General features: G+C 70.9%; 18 protein-coding genes. 7 read left to right on the top strand and 11 right to left on the bottom strand.

What is annotated here, in order from left to right; all coding sequences use genetic code 11:
• Window positions 1–17 precede the first annotated feature (17 nt).
• Window positions 18–227, top strand: coding sequence for a (2Fe-2S)-binding protein (locus tag PG878_RS19315; protein ID WP_209030224.1), 210 nt, complete (start codon window positions 18–20; stop codon window positions 225–227).
• Between the two features lie 103 nt (window positions 228–330).
• Window positions 331–801 carry a bacterioferritin gene (gene bfr / locus PG878_RS19310; protein WP_017910327.1) on the top strand — a complete coding sequence of 157 codons (471 nt, stop codon included), beginning with the start codon at window positions 331–333 and terminating at the stop codon, window positions 799–801.
• 398 nt (window positions 802–1,199) lie between these two features.
• On the opposite strand, the gene PG878_RS19305 is transcribed toward bfr, so the two are convergent.
• From PG878_RS19305 to PG878_RS19295, 3 genes are read right to left on the bottom strand one after another with little or no spacing between them, the layout of a single operon-like run.
• Complete coding sequence (locus tag PG878_RS19305) at window positions 1,200–3,899, bottom strand: hybrid sensor histidine kinase/response regulator (protein ID WP_244672503.1); 2,700 nt, start codon at window positions 3,897–3,899, stop codon at window positions 1,200–1,202.
• A gap of 2 nt (window positions 3,900–3,901) precedes the next feature.
• Window positions 3,902–5,839, bottom strand: a complete 1,938-nt coding sequence (locus PG878_RS19300) for an EAL domain-containing protein (protein ID WP_209030225.1) — start codon at window positions 5,837–5,839, stop codon at window positions 3,902–3,904.
• A 41-nt stretch (window positions 5,840–5,880) separates the two neighbouring features.
• Window positions 5,881–6,510, bottom strand: a complete 630-nt coding sequence (locus tag PG878_RS19295) for a DUF4126 domain-containing protein (RefSeq protein WP_209030226.1) — start codon at window positions 6,508–6,510, stop codon at window positions 5,881–5,883.
• 191 nt (window positions 6,511–6,701) lie between these two features.
• Here PG878_RS19295 and PG878_RS19290 point away from each other — a divergent pair, with 191 nt between their 5' ends.
• The 5 genes from PG878_RS19290 to PG878_RS19270 are packed head-to-tail and all read left to right on the top strand — an operon-like array spanning window position 6,702 to window position 10,238.
• Complete coding sequence (locus PG878_RS19290) at window positions 6,702–7,436, top strand: DUF6776 family protein (protein WP_209030227.1); 735 nt, start codon at window positions 6,702–6,704, stop codon at window positions 7,434–7,436.
• 7 nt (window positions 7,437–7,443) lie between these two features.
• Window positions 7,444–7,893 carry a bactofilin family protein gene (locus tag PG878_RS19285; RefSeq protein WP_010341431.1) on the top strand — a complete coding sequence of 150 codons (450 nt, stop codon included), beginning with the start codon at window positions 7,444–7,446 and terminating at the stop codon, window positions 7,891–7,893.
• Window positions 7,894–7,924: 31 nt separating this feature from the next.
• A complete protein-coding gene (gene erpA, locus PG878_RS19280) occupies window positions 7,925–8,311 on the top strand; it encodes an iron-sulfur cluster insertion protein ErpA (RefSeq protein ID WP_017908990.1) in 387 nt (128 codons plus the stop codon).
• 48 nt (window positions 8,312–8,359) lie between these two features.
• The gene (gene nudC / locus PG878_RS19275) at window positions 8,360–9,289 is read left to right on the top strand and encodes an NAD(+) diphosphatase (protein WP_209030228.1); all 930 of its coding nucleotides are present in this window, start codon (window positions 8,360–8,362) and stop codon (window positions 9,287–9,289) included.
• A gap of 52 nt (window positions 9,290–9,341) precedes the next feature.
• Window positions 9,342–10,238, top strand: coding sequence for a hypothetical protein (locus PG878_RS19270; protein ID WP_209030229.1), 897 nt, complete (start codon window positions 9,342–9,344; stop codon window positions 10,236–10,238).
• Window positions 10,239–10,400: 162 nt separating this feature from the next.
• On the opposite strand, the gene PG878_RS19265 is transcribed toward PG878_RS19270, so the two are convergent.
• From PG878_RS19265 to PG878_RS19230, 8 genes are all read right to left on the bottom strand, one after another.
• Window positions 10,401–10,808, bottom strand: coding sequence for a DUF2752 domain-containing protein (locus PG878_RS19265; protein WP_209030230.1), 408 nt, complete (start codon window positions 10,806–10,808; stop codon window positions 10,401–10,403).
• A gap of 5 nt (window positions 10,809–10,813) precedes the next feature.
• Window positions 10,814–11,155: a CD225/dispanin family protein gene (locus tag PG878_RS19260; protein WP_209030231.1), complete on the bottom strand. Its 342-nt coding sequence runs from the start codon at window positions 11,153–11,155 to the stop codon at window positions 10,814–10,816.
• Window positions 11,156–11,227: 72 nt separating this feature from the next.
• Window positions 11,228–11,650: a DUF2752 domain-containing protein gene (locus tag PG878_RS19255; RefSeq protein ID WP_209030232.1), complete on the bottom strand. Its 423-nt coding sequence runs from the start codon at window positions 11,648–11,650 to the stop codon at window positions 11,228–11,230.
• Window positions 11,651–11,706: 56 nt separating this feature from the next.
• Complete coding sequence (locus PG878_RS19250) at window positions 11,707–11,988, bottom strand: CD225/dispanin family protein (protein WP_209030233.1); 282 nt, start codon at window positions 11,986–11,988, stop codon at window positions 11,707–11,709.
• A gap of 46 nt (window positions 11,989–12,034) precedes the next feature.
• Window positions 12,035–12,334, bottom strand: a complete 300-nt coding sequence (locus PG878_RS19245; protein WP_040901150.1) for a CD225/dispanin family protein — start codon at window positions 12,332–12,334, stop codon at window positions 12,035–12,037.
• Between the two features lie 96 nt (window positions 12,335–12,430).
• Complete coding sequence (locus PG878_RS19240; protein ID WP_209030234.1) at window positions 12,431–14,353, bottom strand: MFS transporter; 1,923 nt, start codon at window positions 14,351–14,353, stop codon at window positions 12,431–12,433.
• Window positions 14,354–14,380: 27 nt separating this feature from the next.
• A complete protein-coding gene (locus PG878_RS19235) occupies window positions 14,381–15,325 on the bottom strand; it encodes a LysR family transcriptional regulator (protein ID WP_209030304.1) in 945 nt (314 codons plus the stop codon).
• 88 nt (window positions 15,326–15,413) lie between these two features.
• Window positions 15,414–16,340 carry a hypothetical protein gene (locus tag PG878_RS19230; RefSeq protein WP_209030235.1) on the bottom strand — a complete coding sequence of 309 codons (927 nt, stop codon included), beginning with the start codon at window positions 16,338–16,340 and terminating at the stop codon, window positions 15,414–15,416.
• Window positions 16,341–16,538: the final 198 nt, after the last annotated feature.

Here is a 16,538-nt window from a genome sequence, read left to right as displayed (position 1 = left end):
CCGCCGCCAAGCCCGCCGTGTACGTCTGCATCTGCAATGGGGTCACCGATCGCCAGATCCGCGAAGCCGCCGAAGCCGGCTGCCGCACCGTGTCCGAACTGACCATGCGCACCGGCTGCGGCGCCACCTGCGGCTCCTGCCTGGACATGGCCGGCGAAGTGCTCGAGCGCGCGCTGAGCCGCGAACTGCCGTTGCCGGTGCTGGGCGGCCTGGCCCGCGCCGCCTGAGTCCATCGCCGCGCTGCGGCGCGGGATGATCACGATTCGCGTTCCTTCACGTCGCGGCGCGATTCGCTAGAGTCTGCGCTTTCCGGCTTACGCGAGCGATGCAATGAAGGGCGACAGCAAAGTCATCGAGTTCCTCAACAAGGTCCTCTACAACGAGCTGACCGCGATCAACCAGTACTTCCTGCACGCCAAGATGCTGAAGAACTGGGGCCTGAAGGAACTGGCCGAGCACGAGTACAAGGAATCCATCGACGAGATGAAGCACGCCGACAAGCTGGCGGACCGCATCCTGTTCCTCGAGGGGCTCCCCAACTTCCAGGCGCTGGGCAAGCTGCGCATCGGCGAGAACCCCAAGGAAATTCTCGAGTGCGACCTGGCGCTGGAGCAGGACGGCACGGTCACCCTGCGCGAGGGCATCGCCTACGCCGAATCGATCCAGGACTACGTCAGCCGCCAGCTGCTGGCCGACATTCTGGAGTCGGAAGAAGAGCACATCGACTGGCTGGAAACCCAGCTCGATCTGATCGATCGGATCGGCGAGCCGAACTACCTGCTGACCAAGCTCGACGATTGAATCGTCGGTGCATGACGCCGCGGCGCTGACCTGGGTCCGCGCCGCGCTGCACGCTTTACGCTCTGTACTCCGGGAGAGGCGTCGGCGCTGCCGTGCGCGCAAGGGAGCGGCTTCAGCCGCGACGCGGTGCTGGCGGAAGGTCGCCGTCGATCCTGAAAAGTGGCACCTGCCGCTCCTGCACCAGTCCATGCGGACGGCATTGCATTGGCATCGCACGACGTCGCTCTCCTGTAGGAGCGGCTTCAGCCGCGACGGGCTTTACAGGTCACGCCTGTCGCGGCTGAAGCCGCTCCTACCAGAAAAGCAGCGTGCTAGCGTCTGCCCGTTGGGCGATGCGCTTGGCCGAGACGCCGCGCGCGATCGCTTCGCCCGCAGGGGCGTGACAGCACGACGCCGCGCTAGGGCGCGGCGGGTTCGGCAGCATCGCGGACGCTGGCGCGGTAGCCGCTCAGCGCCAGGCGCGCGCGTGCGAATTCCGCGATCACCAGGGCGACCGCGACCACCGGGCGATCCAGCGTGCCGGTGCGCACGCCCGACTCGATGCGCAGCGCCGCCGCCGACAGCGCCAGCGCACCGAGGTTGGCGGCCGAGGATTTCAGCGTGTGTGCGGCTTCGCGCATCGCGTCGCTCTGCGCCGTCGCCGCGGCCTGCTCCAGGCGCTGGATCAGCAGCGGCGCATCGGCCAGGAACAGTTCGACGATCTGCGCGACGCTGGCGCCGCCGATGACCTCGCGCAGTTCGTCCAGCACTGCGATGTCCAGCACCGGCGCCGGCACCGCCGATGGTGGTTCCAGCTCGGCGGCCTCGGACGAAACGAGCGACGGTGTCGACGCCGCGCCGGTGCCGCGCGAGGCCATGTCCTGTTCCAGCACAGGCGCGGCCCGGGGAGCTTCGCGCATGTCGTGATCGAGCGATGGCATCGGGGCGGTAGAGGCGGTGGTGGGGCTGGATGCCGTCGCAGGTGCGGTTGGCGCGGCGTCCGCCGTGGGCATGTCGGCGTGGCGGGCCTGCTGCGGTTCGACGTGCACCGCGTTGGCGAGCGCTGCCGCCGTCGGCGTGCGCGCGATGGCTGCGGCTGTTGCCCGGCCTGCATCCGGCTCCGGCGCGATCGCCGCGCTGGCCGGCAAGGCCGCCGGCTGCGGCGGCAGCCAGCGCTGCAGGCAGGTCTCCAGCCGGGCGCGGTCGATCGGTTTGGACAGGTAGTCGTCCATGCCGGCATCGAGGCAGCGCTGTCTGTCGCCGGCCATCGCGTTGGCGGTCATCGCCACGATCGGCAGGCGCGGGCGCGCCGCTTCGGCCTCGCGCTGGCGCCATTGGCGGGTGGCGGCGTAGCCGTCCAGCACCGGCATCTGGCAGTCCATCAGCACCAGGTCGTACGGCTGCCGCGCCAACTGCGCCAGTGCGGCGGCGCCGTCCTCGACGCTGTCGGCGTGGTGGCCCAGCGATTCCAGCAGTCGCCGCGCCACCATCAGGTTGACCGGATTGTCCTCGACCAGCAGCAGCCGGTAGCCGCTGCGCGGCGGCAGGGCGTCGGCGATCGCGCTCGCCGCGTCCGCGGCGGGCGGAGACGTTGCGCTGTCTGCAGCGTCTTGCGCGAAGGCGTCGTGGTAGAACGTATCCGCGTCGTCGTCGCTGGCGCCAAGCGTCTCGCTGGCCAGGTGCGGCGTCGCCGGTGCCAGCGCCAGCATGCTGCGCAGATCGATGTCGGCGGCCTGCCGCGACAGCAGTGCGCCGTGTGCGCGGATCTCCTCGGGAATGTCGGCCTCGCCGTACAGCCAGATCAGCCGCGTGGTCTGCGGCGCCGGCAGCCGTGCCACCGCGCGCTGCAGGGCGCGTGCGCTCTGCCGCAGGCCATCCAGGTCGCCGATCACCAGGTCGTAGGCCGGGCGCGCGACGTTGCCGTTGCCGTTGCCGCGCAGCCGTTCCAGCGCCTCCTGGGTCGAATCGACCTTGCTGACCTGCACGCCCCAGTTCGGCAGCAGCACGCTCAGGCGCTGCTGCAGGCGCTGATCGGCGCCGACCAGCAACGCATGCAGCCGCGGCAGGCCGCCCGGGTGCTGCGCCAGATCGCCGATCACCTTCAACAACGGGATCTCGAACCAGAACGTGGCGCCCTGGCCCTGCCGCGACGTCACGCCGATGCGCCCGCCCATCAGTTCGACGATGCGCTTGCAGATGGTCAGGCCCAGGCCAGTGCCGCCGTACAGGCGGGTGGTGGAGGCGTCGGCCTGGGTGAAGGCCTGGAACAGGTGCTCCTGGCGTTCTGCGCTGATGCCGATGCCGGTGTCGCGCACCTCGAAGCGCAGCAGGTGCTGCGCCGGGGTCTCGCCGAGCCGGCGCACGCCCAGGTCGATGCCGCCGCGCGCGGTGAACTTGACCGCGTTGCCGAGCAGGTTGCTCAGCACCTGGCGCAGGCGCACCGGATCGCCGCGCACCGGCAGGCGCACCGCCGGGTCCAGCTGCAGCGCCATGCGCAGGCCCTTGGCTTCGGCCGCGCGCTGCATCAGCTCCAGCACGCCGTCGAGCAGCTCGCGCAGGTTGAAGGTGGTGATCTCCAGCTCCAGCCGGTTCGCTTCCAGCTTGGAGTAATCCAGGATGTCGTCGACGATGCGCAGCAACTGCAGCGAGGAGGTGCTGGCCGCGCGCAGCATCTCGCGCTGGTCCAGGCCGAGCGGGCCGCGCCCGATCAGCTCCAGCATCGGGATGATGCCGTTGAGCGGGGTGCGGATCTCGTGGCTCATCGTCGCCAGGAACTCGCCCTTGGCCAGCACCGCGGCCTCGGCGGCCTGCTTGGCCTGCAGCAGTTCCTGTTCCAGCCGCTCGCGCGCATGCACGTCGTGCTGCAGGGCATTGCGTTCGGACTCGGCCAGCGCGGCGCGCGCCAGCGCCGCATCCAGGCGTTCGATCTGCTGGCGCGCGCGGCAGCCGGCGAGGGTGGCCAGGGCCGCGGCCGCGGCCATGCAGACCGGCGCCAGCCAGTGCCACGGCGCCGGCAAGGGCAGCGCCAGCGGCGGCAGCGCCAGCAGGGTGCCGGCGACGGCGAGCACCGCGGCGAAGGCCGCCGGCCGTGGGACGGGCCGACGTCGACGGACGGACATGGCTAGAGCACCGCGTTCTGGAAGTCGAAGTTCAACTGGTCGCCGACCGACTGCACCAGGTTGCCCTGGATGAAGTCGACCCCGCCCATCCACATCGCCGCCGCGGCCTGCGCCTGCTCGATCTGCTGGCCGATGATCAGCAGGCCGGCGCGGTGCGCCAGATCGATGGTGGCGCGCAACTGGTCGCGCAGGTCGGGATCGGCATGCGCGCCGGCGAAGCGCGCCGACAGGCGCAGATAGCCCAGCGGCAGGTGCGCGAGCAGCGCCTCGGCCTCCGCGCCCGGTTCGAACTGGCTGACGCAGAACTGCACGCCCAGCGGCATCAGCCGCGCGCAGAACTGCTGCAGCGTGGCGGTGTGGACCAGGGCGTCGTCCAGGCGCAGGTCGATCACCAGCGAGGTGCCGGTGACGCCGCGGCGGCCGATGGTGTCGATCAGCCATTCGGCGAAGGCGGTACGCGCCAGCGTGCGCGAGGACTGCGAGACGAACAGGCGCAGCGGCGGCGTGGCGTGCTGGTACAGGTGCAGCAGGCCCAGCGCGTGATCCAGCACCTGCTGGTCGAGGTCGGCGATGCGTCCGCCGGCCTCGGCGGCCGGCAGCACCTGGCCGGCCGAGAGCAGGCTGCCGTCGCGCTGGCGCAGGCGCAGCAGCACCTGGTACTGGGCGATGTCGCCGCCGGCGACGGCGACGATCGGCTGGTAGGCCGGTTCCAGTTGTCCCTCCAGCATGGCGATGCGCTGCAGATCCTCGTCCGCGCGCGGCGGCACGTACGCGGCGATGCCCTGCGGCTGCAGCCGCGCCTGCAGCGCGGTGCGCTCGACCGCTTCCAGCGCGCTGCCGGCGTCCTCGAAGCCATGGCCGAAGTCGGCGTAGCCGATCGCACAGCGCAGGTGCAGCGCCTCGTCCTCGCGCAACGGGAAGGCGTGGCCGGACAGCGCGTCGCGCAGGCGCTGCGCGCACTGCCGCTGCGCGTCCGCATCGGCGTCGTCGGCCAGCAGCAGGAAACTGTTGTCGTTGAGCCGCGCCAGCGGCTGTGGGGCGGTGACGCCGGCCAGGCGGCGCCCGGCCTGCACCATCAGCCGCTCGAACGCGGCATAGCCGTAGCGTTCGCGCAGGCCGAGCGCGCTGGCGATCTCGATGAAGTACAGGCTGCCGGGGCGGTGGGCGCGCAGCGTCGTGTCCAGCAACTGCAGCACATGCGCACGGGTCGGCAGGCCGGTCTCGGGGTTGTTCAGCGGCACCGCCTCGGCGTGGCCTTGCTGGGCCTGCTGGCGGGCGCGGCGGATGCGGTTGGAGACCGCGGCGATCAGGTGCCGCGGCCGGATCGGCTTGGTCAGGAAATCGTCGGCGCCGCTGTCGAGCACTTCGTATTCCAGTTCCGGATCCGCGTCGCCGGACAGGAACACGATCGGCAGCAACTGGTGCTGCGGCTGCTGGCGGATCAGGGCGGTCAGGCGCATGCCGTCCAGGCCCGGCATGTGCAGGTCCATCAGGATCAGGTCCGGCCGATAGTCGGCGATGGCCTGCTGCACGCCTTCGGCCTGCATCTGCACCTGCGCGTGCATGCCGGCCCCGTGCAGCACGCTCTGCGCGAACAGCGCCTGCGCGCGGTCGTCCTCGACGATCAACACGCGGTACGGCGCGGCGGCTGCAGCCTGTGCGGTGGAATCGGCGGTGGCGTCGGCGACCACGAAGGCGGCCGCGTTGGCGTCGGTCGCGCCGTCGTCGTGCTCGCTGCCGGCCGGCAGCGCGGCGTCGCCCGTCGCGTCGGTGGGCGCAGGATCGGCGCTGCCGGCAGCGGTGGCGACATCGGTGGGCGTGGCGCGCGCCGCATCGCCGACCCAGCGGCGCCAGTAGTGCGGCGGCGGCGTCTCGGCGCGGATGTGACGCGCGCGGATGTCCTCGCGAGGGGAAAGCGGAGCGGTGTCGTTGGCGGGCATCGCGTCTGGTTCCTGGGGCGCGTCCAATTATGCGATGAAGTTCACGATGGCAGGGCGCCCGTGTGCGTGGCGTTGCCGGTTGCGGGGGCGGGCGAGGCCAGCAGGCGGCGCATGCCCCGCCACAGCAGGCGCCAGATCCACCACACCAGCAGCGCGCCGAGCGCGCTCGCCGCCAGCACCACCGCCAGCGCCAGCCACGGGTGCGCCAGGGCCAGGGCGAGCGCGGCGATCACCACCGAATCCTCGGCCAGCGAGGCGATCCAGTTGCTGGCCGGTTCCGGGGAGGTGTTGAGCAGGGCGCGGGTGCCGGCCTTGAGCGCATGGCTGGTCAGCGCCACGCCCGCGCCGGTGGCCAGCGCGCCGGCGCTCAGTTGGCCGTCGGGCGAGAGCGTGGCCGCCGCCAGGAAGGCGCCGGCCGGGATCCGGGTCAGGGTCTGCAGCAGGTCCCAGACCGAGTCCACGCCGGGGATCTTGTCGGCGAAGAATTCCGCCAGCGCCAGCGCGCCGGAAGTGCCCAGTACCCACCACGACTGCGTCGCCTGCAGCGCCGGCGGCAGCTCCAGCCAGCCGAGCAGGCCGGCCAGGCCGATGCCGAACACGGTCAGGTACACCCGGATGCCGGCCAGCCAGGCCAGCAGGATGCCGATTACGAAGAGATGGGCGTCGGTCATGGCAGGCGCTCCTGCAAAGCACGGGTGTCGGCCACTATCGGCCATGCCTGCCGCGAAGGCCAGCCCGCGGGCCGGGGCGTGGGATGCGGTGCAGTCCGGCGCCGCTCAGGAGGGTGGCTTACACTAGGTGGCCCAGCAGGCCGACCCGCGAGGATCGATGCCGGCGCCGCCTCGGTGGCGTGGCAGTGCGCATGAACCGACCCGTTCCCCGTTTCCAGATCGTGCCCAATGGCGCCGCGCCACGACGCGGCCGCGGGCTGTGGCTGCTGCTGGCCGGGCTGTGGCTGCTGTCGCTGGCGCTGACCTGGTGGCTGGCCAGCCGCCAGGCCGCGCCGCGGCTGAGTGCGGTCAGCGCGCAGTTGCGCGAGGCCGAACGCAACCTGCAGGCGCAGCAGCGGCAGATCGAGACGCTCAACCAGCGCCAGGCCACGTTGGCCCGCTCCGACCAGATCAGCCGCGCCGCCAACAACGAGGTGCAGAGTTCGCTGGCCGAGCGCGACGAGGAGATCGCCGGGCTGCGCGCGGACGTGGCGTTCTACGAGCGCCTGGTCGGCGCGACCAGCCAGCGCAAGGGCCTGAGCGTGCATTCGGTGGAGTTCTCCGCCGAGGCCGGCGGCACCTGGCGCTACAACGTGGTGCTGACCCAGAACCTCAACCGCGGCGCGATCAGCCAGGGCCAACTGCGCCTGACCGTGGAAGGCGTGCGCGGCGGCAAGCTGGCCAGCGTGGGCTGGGACGAATTGCACCAGAAGACCGGTGTGCCCGGGCAGGACTACTCGTTCCGCTACTTCCAGCAACTGGATGGCAGCGTGATCCTGCCCAAGGGCTTCACTCCGCAACGGGTGCGGGTGGTATTGAGCGGCGGGGGGGCGCCGGTCAGCCAGACCTTCGATTGGACATTGGCCGGTAACGGCAAAGGGGAATAATCAGCCTATGTTTGGGAACAAGAACAGCCGCAGCAGCGGCCAGACCGTGGTCGACACGCTGATCGGCGCGCAGGTGGTGATCCGCGGCGACCTGGTGTTCAGCGGCGGGCTCTACGTGGAAGGGCGTATCCTCGGCAAGGTCATCGCCGAAGACGGCGCGCCGGCCACGCTGACCCTGTCCGAGCACGGCAGCATCGAGGGCGAGGTGCGCGCGCCGGTGGTGATCATCAACGGCCAGCTGATCGGCGACGTGCATGCCGCCGAGCGCGTGGAACTGGCGTCCAAGGCGCGGGTGCAGGGCAACGTGCACTACCAGGTGGTGGAGATGAACGCCGGCGCGCAGCTGACCGGGCGCCTGATCCACGCCGGCAGCCTGGCCGCGCTGGCGCCGCCGGAAGCGCACCGCGAGGCCGCCGGCGACGCCGAGCCGCCGCGCGCGCTCACCGCCGAGGCTTGATTCGGCCGCCGGCCGTCCCCATCCTGCCGCCATGAGCACTCTCGTTTCCCTGCCGGGCGCCGCGCCCACGCCCGACTACCAGTCGCTGGATCGGCCGTTGAACTTCACCGCGGCCGCCGCGGCCAAGGTGCGCGAGCTGATCCGCGAGGAAGGCAACGATGCGCTGGCGCTGCGCGTGTACATCCAGGGCGGCGGCTGCTCCGGCTTCCAGTACGGGTTCGAGTTCGACGAGAACCGCGCCGAGGACGACCTGGCGGTGCAGACCGACCAGGTCACCCTGCTGGTCGACCCGCTCAGCCTGCAGTACCTGATGGGCGCGGAAGTGGATTACAGCGAGGGCCTGCACGGCGCGCAGTTCGTGATCCGCAATCCCAACGCCAAGACCACCTGCGGGTGCGGCAGCAGCTTCAGCGTGTAGACACGCTGCGGCTTGCGGGACGCCCGGTTTGCCTGCACCCTGCGGCGCATGTCCGATCCGACGCCTGACTCCTTCGCCTTCGCCGGTCCCGCGATCGACCGTGCCGATGCCGTGCGCAACGATGCGGCCGCGCTGCGCCAGGCCTGGGACCAGGCGCGGGTGCTGGTGCTGGAGGCCGATGGCCATGCCCATGCCGATGCCGACGGACGCCCGCTGATCGCCAGCGGCGCCGCGCTGGACGCATTGGCGGAGCAGGCGCTGTTCCTCGGCCTGGACCACGGCCAGGCCTGGTTCGCGCTGGCCGCCGACGCGGTGCCGCAGTTGGCGGCCCCGCCGCAGCGCATCGACCTGCGCCGTGCTGCCGCCGAGTGGCCGGCGCGGGAGGCCGGGCTGTTCGCCTACGCCCGCGCGATGCTGCACTGGCAATCGCGCACCCGCTTCTGCGGCGTCTGCGGCGGCACCATTGCGCTGCAGCGCGGCGGCTTTCTCGGCGTGTGTACGCAGTGCGCCAGCGAGCACTACCCGCGGGTGGATCCGGCGGTGATCGTCGCGGTCAGCGACGGCCGGCGCCTGCTGCTGGGACGCCAGGCGAGCTGGCCGGCGCGGCGCTACTCGGTGATCGCCGGCTTCGTCGAGCCGGGCGAGTCGCTGGAGCAGACGGTGGCGCGCGAGGTGGCCGAAGAGACCCAGGTACGGGTGCGGCCGGGCAGTTGCCGCTACTTCGGCGCGCAGCCGTGGCCGTTTCCCGGCGCGCTGATGCTCGGCTTCACCGCGCAGGCGGAGGCAGACACGCCGCAGGTGGATGGCGAGCTGGAAGATGCGCGCTGGTTCGAGCGCGAGGACGTCGGCGCCGCGCTGGCGCGCCTGGCCGCGCACGGCGACAGCGCCGACGACGGCCACGGCCTGCGCCTGCCGCCGCGCATCTCCATCGCCCGCGCGCTGATCGAGGACTGGTACCGGCACGGCGCGCCGGCCTGACCGCGCCGGCGCGCTGCGCGCATCCGTTTCAGAATGGTCCCGGAGGACCTGCATGTTCACGACCCTCGTCGCTGTGATCGTCGCCCTGGTGCTGGGCCATGTCGCGCCCGGCATGGTGGCCTCGTTGCGCCGCTTCGACGCCTTCGGCGACTGGCTGAGCTGGCTGGACACGCATGCCGGCGAGGGCAGCGCCTGGCGCGGCCGCTACGGCATCGCGTTGGCGCTGCTGCCGCCGCTGCTGCTGGTCGGCCTGCTGCAGTGGTTGCTCGCCGCGCCGCACCTGGGCCTGCTGACCCTGCTGTTCGGGATCGCGGTGCTGGCCTTCAGTTGGGGACCGCGCGACCTGGACACCGACGTGGAGGCGATCATCGACGCCGACGACGCCGCAGCGCGGCAACTGGCGGTGGCGCGGTTGCAGGACGATGGCGGACCGCTGCGCGCCGATCCGGCCGGGTTGGTCGAGGCGGTGGCGGTCAGCGCGCTGCGGCGCTGGTTCGCGGTGCTGTTCTGGTTCCTGCTGCTGGGGCCGTTCGGCGCGCTGGGCTACCGCTTGCTGGCGCTGGCCGCGGTCGGTCCGTACGCGTCGCGGCTGCCGCCGTCCACCGCCGCCGGCGCGCGCCTGCTGCTGGCGGCGCTGGAATGGCCAGTGGCGCATCTGATGACCTTCTCGCTGGCCCTGGTCGGCAATTTCGAGGCGGTGTTCGGTGCCTGGCGCGCCGCCGGCGGCAAGCGTTGGCAGCTGGACACCGGCTTCCTCGGGCCGGTGGCCTGCGCCAGCGTGCGCGGCGAACTCGATGCCGAGGCGCACGACTACAGCGATGCGGGCATGGTGGTGCCGGCGCTGCGGCGCCTGCCCGAACTGCGCGATGCGATGAGCCAGGTCTGGCGGGTGCTGCTGCTGTGGCTGGTGCTGCTGGCGCTGCTGGTGATCGCCGGCTGGGTCAGCTGAGGCCGCTCTCGATATCAGGATCCCGAATAACCTGCCTCTGCCAAGCATGACGTCGTCGCGTAGCAGCGGCTTCAGCCGCGACGGCGTATCGGGAACGCTGTCGCGGCTGAAGCCGCTCCTACAGGACGCGTCCCGAAGCGATGAGCTGGATGCGGCAGTCCGCTAGTGCGGCGCGAGGAGGGTGAAGGGGAACCACGGCAGGTTGCGTGCGATCCAGTAGCCCGGCAGCGCGATCAGCCAGAAGTTCGGCCGCGAGACCACGCCGACCACCGGCGCGAACCAGGCCGCGCGCCAGCCGGCCTTCCAGGCGATCAGGCCCGGCAGCAGGGCCAGGCCCAGCATCGCGCCGGGATTCATCGCGAACGCCCCGGCCGGGTCCAGGTGCACCAGCGCATGCAGGGCACGGGTCATGCCGCAGCCCGGGCAGTAATAGCCGGTGAGCGCATGGAACATGCACGGCGCGAACGGATTGTTCGCGGCATTGGGATCGAAGCGGTACAGCAGCGTGGCGCCGCCGGCCGCGAACACGGCGGCGGCGCCCAGGCACGCCCGTTGTTGCCAGGCGCGCATGCCGATCAGCTCGCGTGCTGCATCTGCTGCATGAACTCCATGTAGCCCTGCATGCCGCCGGTAGAGAGTTTGTAGGTGGTGAAGAGGATGCCGATGATGGCCAGCGCGGTGGTCACCCAGCACCAGATCTTGGCGGTGTTGGATGCGCGACGCGCACCCTCCAGGTCGCCCTGGTTGAGCAGGCCATTGACCTTGCTGGAGAACACGATGGCGACGATGCCGGTGATCAGCGACGGGCAGCAAAAGCAGAAGCCAAGCACCGTCGAGACGATCGCCCAGGCCAGATGGTTGGGGACCGGGGCGGGCGCAGGCGGAGGCGGAGGCGTGACGGGGCTGACGGTGCTCATGTGGATCTCCTCGATGGGTGGTGCACGGCAGCCGCTGAGTCTAGACGAGTCGCTGCGGCAGGGAGCCGGCCGTCAGTGCGGCGCGAGCAGGGTGAAGGGATACCAGGGCAGATTGCGCAGCAGGGCATAGCCGAGCAGCACCCACAGCCACAGGCGGGGGTCGGCGAGGATCTTCAGCAGCGGCGCCAGCGGACGCAGGCGCAGGCCGGCGGCATTGAGCGCCATGATCGCCAGCAGCGGCAGCGCCACCACCAGCAACGGATTGCTGGCCCAGGCGTGGCTCAGATCGAAATGCACCAGCGCATGCAGGCAACGCGTGCTGCCGCAGCCCGGGCAGTACAGGCCGGTGAGGGCGCGGAACGGGCAACCCGGCAGCGGATTGCCGGGGACGTTGGGATCGACCCGGCGCAGCACCACGGTGGCGATCGCTGCGGCGCCGCTCAGTGCGGCCAGCGGCAGCCAGCGCGGAAGGGACTGCAGACGCTGAAGGGACATGGCAGGCGGACGATCGCGTGGTCGGCCGCCGTCGCAGGCGACGGCGGCCGCAGTCCTCAGGACATGGACGACTGCTGCATCATGCCCAGGCCGCCCAGGGCGAAGAGGAAGATCACGTACAGCACCATCAGCACCACCGCCGTGATCGCCGAGTAGATCGCCCACTTCTTGGCCTTGTCCGCCGACTCGCGCGCGCCGGTCACGTCGCCCGCGGCGAGCTTGGTGTTGACCTGTGCGGCGTAGACGATGGACACGATGCCCAGCGGCAGGCAGCAGAACAGCGTGGTCAGGATCGCCCAGACGAGGTTGTTGGACACTTGCGGTGCGGTGGTATTCATCCGTGTTGCTCCGATGGTTGGGTGGTGAAACGGGAAACGCTTGGCGCTAGTGGTTGGTCAGGCTGCCGAGGAAGGCCAGGCCGCCGAACAGCAGGAACCATAGCGCCATCAGGATCGGCAGCGCGAACGCGGACCACAGCGCCCACAGGCCGGCCTTGCGCGAGGCCTCGCGGGCGCCGGCGATGTCGCCGGCGGCGCGGCGGCCATCCACCTGCGAGGCGTAGACGATGGAGACGATGCCCAGCGGCAGGCAGCAGAACAGCGTGGACAGGATCGCCCAGACGAGATTGTTGGGCACATACACGCCCGTCGCGTTGGGCGCTGGTGGTGGTGCGACGTGGTTCACTTTCCGCGCGGTCCTTCGTGATGGACGCCACCGCTTGTGGCGTCTCCCCTGCGGCTAATTTACCCGAAGCGCGTGCCCGCGGCACCTGTCGCGCACTCAGGCGGCATCGCCGCGCAGTCGCCGCACCTGCGCTTCCAGGCTCTCGGCGCTGGCCTGCGCGCCGTCCACCGGCGCGTCGGCGATCACCTCGACATGCGCGCGGAAGCGTCGCGGCACGCGCATGCGCCGCAATCGCGAGTCGCGCTTGCTCCACATGCTGGTCCACATGTTGCGCAGGGCCATCGGCACCACCGGCACCGCGCGCCGCGCCAGGATCTTCTCCACGCCGGACTTGAACGCGGCGATCTCGCCGTCCTTGGTCAGCGCACCCTCGGGGAAGATGCACACCAGTTCGCCCTCGGCCAGCGCGGCGTCGATGGCGTCGAACGCGCGCTGCATCAGCTCGGGATCCTCGCGCGCGCCGGCGATCGGGATCGCCTTGGCGGTGCGGAAGATCCAGCGCATCACCGGAATGTTGAAGATGCGGTAGTACATGACGAAGCGCACCGGCCGCGGAATCGCCGCGGCCAGCACCAGCGCGTCCATGTAGCTGACGTGGTTGCACACGATCAGCGCCGCGCCCTCCTCGGGCACATGCCGCTCGATGCCGTGCAGGCGCAGTCGGTACAGAGTGCGCACCATCACCCAGCTGAGGAAGCGCATCAGGAATTCGGGGACGATGCTGAAGATCCAGATCGCCACCACCGCGTTGGCGATGGCCAGCGCCAGGAACACCTGCGGGATGCTCAGCCCGGGCATCGCGATGCGCATGCCGAACAGGTGCAGCTCCTGCATCTGCAGGGCGATGCCGATCATCGCCGCCAGCACGATGAACAGCGAATTCTGGATGTTGAGCCCGGCGATGACGCGCGACAGCTCCGCCTTCGGCGTGCGGCTCTGGATCAGCGCGAACAGCGGCACCACGAATAGGCCGGTGCACAGGCCGATGCCGACCAGGTCGAGCATGATCCGCCAGCTGCCGGCCTGGTGCACGAACTGGCCGATGCCCAGGCCGGTCTGCAGCGCGGCGCCGGGCCGGGCGAAGTACAGGTCGAGCATGAAGGCGCTGATGCCGAACGCGCCCAGCGGCACCAGGCCGATTTCCACGGTGCGCCCGGACAGCTTCTCGCACAGCAGCGAGCCGGTGCCGGTGCCGATCGAAAACAGCGCCAGGGCGAAGATGTACAGGTCCTGCGCGCCGCCCAGGTTGAGTTCGGCGTAGGTCGGCAACTGTGCGGTGAGCACGGTGCCGACGAACCAGAACCAGGACACGCCGAGCACGGCGTTGCGCACCGCCAGCTGGCGCCGGGTCAGGCGCATGATGGCCAGCGATTCCGGCAGCGGGTTCCAGTTGATCTTGAGATCGGGCGCGCCGGCGTCGACCTTGGGGATGCAGCGCGCCATCAGGTTGCCGGTGACCGCCAGCGCCACCACCGCGGTGGCCGCGGCCACCGGCCCGTGGTTGCCGGCGATCTGGAAGATCAGCCCGCCCAGGATCATGCCGCACAGGATCGAGATCGAGGTGCCCATCTCGACCAGGCCGTTGCCGCCGGTCAGTTCCTCCGGCTTGAGCACCGACGGCAGGATGGAATACTTCACCGGCCCGAACAGGGTGGACTGCAGGCCGGTGCAGAACAGCGCCACCAGCAGCACCGCCATGTTCTCGGTCAGGAAGCCGACCGCGGCCAGCGACATGATGCCGATCTCCATCGTGGTGGTGATGACCACCAGCCGCGATTTCTCCAGTTTCTCGGCGATCTGCCCGGCCAGCGAGGAGAACAGGAAGTACGGCAGGATGAACAGTGCCGGCGCCAGGTTGGTGTACAGCGTGCGCTGTTCGGGTGTGACGCCCAGATAGAACAGCAGGCCGATGATCGCCTGCCGGTACACGTTGTCGTTGAACGCGCCCAGCGCCTGGACCACGAAGAACGGCAGAAAGCGGCGTTGCCGCAGCAGGGCGAACTGGCTGTGGGCGGACATGCAGGCTCCTTTGCGAACGCGCGCAGCCTAGCAGGTTCGCCGCGCGCGCAGGCGCGGTGCGCGGCGGCCCGCCCCGGCGCTGCCGGCCGCCGCCTGGATGGCGTCGCGCTGCGCCTGCAGCAGGGCGATGAAGGCGCGTGCGGCCGGGGTGGGGTCGGGCCGCCACACGGCGTAGGTGAGGAAGCGGAAGCGCTCGCGCAGCGCCACCGTCACCACCCCGTGCATGCCGGTGGCCATGGTCTGCGGCACCACCGCCAGGCCCAGGTCCTCGGCCACCAGTTGTCGCTGCAGGTCGGCATGGGTGACCTCGTACTGCAGGCGCTGGCGCAGGCCGGCAGCGGCGAAGGCGCGGTCGATGATGCCGCGCACGCCGGCGCCGGGGATCAGCCCGGCCATCGGCGCGTCCTCCAGTTCGCGCAGGGCCACCTCGCGGCGTGCGGCGAAGCGGTGGCCCGGCGCGGCGATCAGCGCCAGCCCTTCCTCGTACAGCAACAGGTGCTGCGGCGGCAGCGCCACGTGCGGGCCGACCCCGACCAGGGCCACGTCGAGCCGGCCTTCGCTCAGTTCCAGCAGCAGCGCATCGCTCATGCCGGTACGCAGGTGCACGTCCACCGCGCTGTGCGCCTCGCGGAACTGGCGCAGCACGGCCGGCACCTGCACCGCGTTCAACGAGGAGATCTGGCCGATCTGCAGGCGGCCGCGCACCGTGCCCAGGGTCTGTGCCATCTCCTCGTGCAGGCGCTCGGCCGCGCGCAGGGTGGCGCGGGCGTTGTGCAGGAACACCTCGCCGGCGGCGGTGGCGCGCACGTGGCGCGCACCGCGCTCGAACAGTCGCGCGCCCAGCGCCTGCTCGATCTTGGCGATCTGGTGGCTCAGCGCCGACTGCACGGTGTGGCAGCGGCGCGCGGCGGCGGTGAAGCTGCCTTCCTCGGCGACGGCGACGGCGAATTCGAGCTGGCGCAGGGTCAGCACGATGGTGCCCGGCGTGCGTCGCGCCGCTGTGGCGGTCGACCGGCACTGCTGCCGCAGGCGTGCGTCGCCCATGGTCGCAGCGCGCGCCTCATGCCGGGCGCCCCAGTCGCTTGCGCCATTGCGCGCGCAGCCACAGACGGATGTTGTAGCGGCGCTTGCGGCTCATGAACGGGTAGCGCAGGGTCATGCCGACCAGGCCGCGCAGGGTGTCCAGCCGCGGCGCATGCGCGGGCAGGGCGTCGCAGCGCACCGAGATGCGGTCGCAGCCGGCGTCGTGGGTGCGGTGGATGACGTCGGCGCGCATGATCAGCAGGTCGCCGACGGCGAGCTGCGGCACCACCTTGTGCGCTTCCAGGTCGACGCCGATCTTCCAGCCGGGGCTGGCGTCGTGCAGGTCCTCGATCGCATACCAGTCGCCGATGGCGATGGTCTCGCCGGGAAAGCGCAGCCGGAACCAGTCGAGCGTGTCGGCCTCCACGCAGCGGAAGCGCAGTGCGCCGCGGCCCTGGATGCGCTGGTGCAGGTGCGGATCCAGGCGCGCGACCACGTCGTCGGCGACGATGGCCACGTTGGCCAGGGCGGCATCGGGCTTGCGCACCGGCATGTAGCAGATCAGGTAGTTGCGGTGGTCGCCATGCAGGAAATAGCTGAAGTGGTCCAGGTGCCAGTTGAGCGCGCCGCCCGGCGCGGTCTTCGGGTCGCGGTGCGGGTCGAACGGCAGGCGCAGGCTCGGCGCGGCGTGGCTTTCGCGGATGCGGATGGCGCAGTAGCCGAAGCGGTCGGCGGCGATCGCCAGACCCATCGCCGTGGCCACCGCCGGCACGGTGGCGGCGATGCGCGCCTGGATCCGCTGCATGTCCGCCGCGGGCAGGTCGCCGATCACGCCATCGTGGAACTTCTCGGCGCCTTCCAGGAAGCGCAGCAGGCCGTCGGGAATGTCGCCGTCGCCCAGGAAGCCGCGGACCACGGCGTAGCCGTGCTGGTGCAGCGCCTCGGCGATGTCGGTACTCGGCATGGGGCATGTTCCTTCGGCGCGATGGCGGTCGGTGGCCGCTTTCCGCTCCTGCCGCTGCGCCATCTTGCGCGGCGATCGCGGTGCGATCTGCGGGAGCGCACCCGCACTATCTCAAAAGCAGATGGCAGTGGTGAAAAAAATGCGTTTGAACGATCGCTGCCGTCGCCACAGACTGCGCCCCTCCCCACGATCCGGTTC

Source organism: Xanthomonas hawaiiensis (genome assembly GCF_031834635.1).
Lineage (GTDB): Bacteria > Pseudomonadota > Gammaproteobacteria > Xanthomonadales > Xanthomonadaceae > Xanthomonas_A > Xanthomonas_A sacchari.
The sequence above is the reverse complement of the archived record's forward strand: the minus strand, read 5'-3'. Positions and strand labels throughout refer to the sequence as shown.

Excerpts from the sequence above, each read along its gene's own strand:
- bfr (WP_017910327.1), top strand. The coding sequence starts at position 331 with ATGAAGGGCGACAGCAAAGTCATCGAGTTCCTCAACAAGGTCCTCTAC.
- PG878_RS19305 (WP_244672503.1), bottom strand. The coding sequence starts at position 3,899 with ATGTCCGTCCGTCGACGTCGGCCCGTCCCACGGCCGGCGGCCTTCGCC.
- PG878_RS19300 (WP_209030225.1), bottom strand. The coding sequence starts at position 5,839 with ATGCCCGCCAACGACACCGCTCCGCTTTCCCCTCGCGAGGACATCCGC.
- PG878_RS19295 (WP_209030226.1), bottom strand. The coding sequence starts at position 6,510 with ATGACCGACGCCCATCTCTTCGTAATCGGCATCCTGCTGGCCTGGCTG.
- PG878_RS19290 (WP_209030227.1), top strand. The coding sequence starts at position 6,702 with ATGAACCGACCCGTTCCCCGTTTCCAGATCGTGCCCAATGGCGCCGCG.
- PG878_RS19285 (WP_010341431.1), top strand. The coding sequence starts at position 7,444 with ATGTTTGGGAACAAGAACAGCCGCAGCAGCGGCCAGACCGTGGTCGAC.
- erpA (WP_017908990.1), top strand. The coding sequence starts at position 7,925 with ATGAGCACTCTCGTTTCCCTGCCGGGCGCCGCGCCCACGCCCGACTAC.
- nudC (WP_209030228.1), top strand. The coding sequence starts at position 8,360 with ATGTCCGATCCGACGCCTGACTCCTTCGCCTTCGCCGGTCCCGCGATC.
- PG878_RS19270 (WP_209030229.1), top strand. The coding sequence starts at position 9,342 with ATGTTCACGACCCTCGTCGCTGTGATCGTCGCCCTGGTGCTGGGCCAT.
- PG878_RS19265 (WP_209030230.1), bottom strand. The coding sequence starts at position 10,808 with ATGCGCGCCTGGCAACAACGGGCGTGCCTGGGCGCCGCCGCCGTGTTC.
- PG878_RS19260 (WP_209030231.1), bottom strand. The coding sequence starts at position 11,155 with ATGAGCACCGTCAGCCCCGTCACGCCTCCGCCTCCGCCTGCGCCCGCC.
- PG878_RS19255 (WP_209030232.1), bottom strand. The coding sequence starts at position 11,650 with ATGTCCCTTCAGCGTCTGCAGTCCCTTCCGCGCTGGCTGCCGCTGGCC.
- PG878_RS19250 (WP_209030233.1), bottom strand. The coding sequence starts at position 11,988 with ATGAATACCACCGCACCGCAAGTGTCCAACAACCTCGTCTGGGCGATC.
- PG878_RS19240 (WP_209030234.1), bottom strand. The coding sequence starts at position 14,353 with ATGTCCGCCCACAGCCAGTTCGCCCTGCTGCGGCAACGCCGCTTTCTG.
- PG878_RS19230 (WP_209030235.1), bottom strand. The coding sequence starts at position 16,340 with ATGCCGAGTACCGACATCGCCGAGGCGCTGCACCAGCACGGCTACGCC.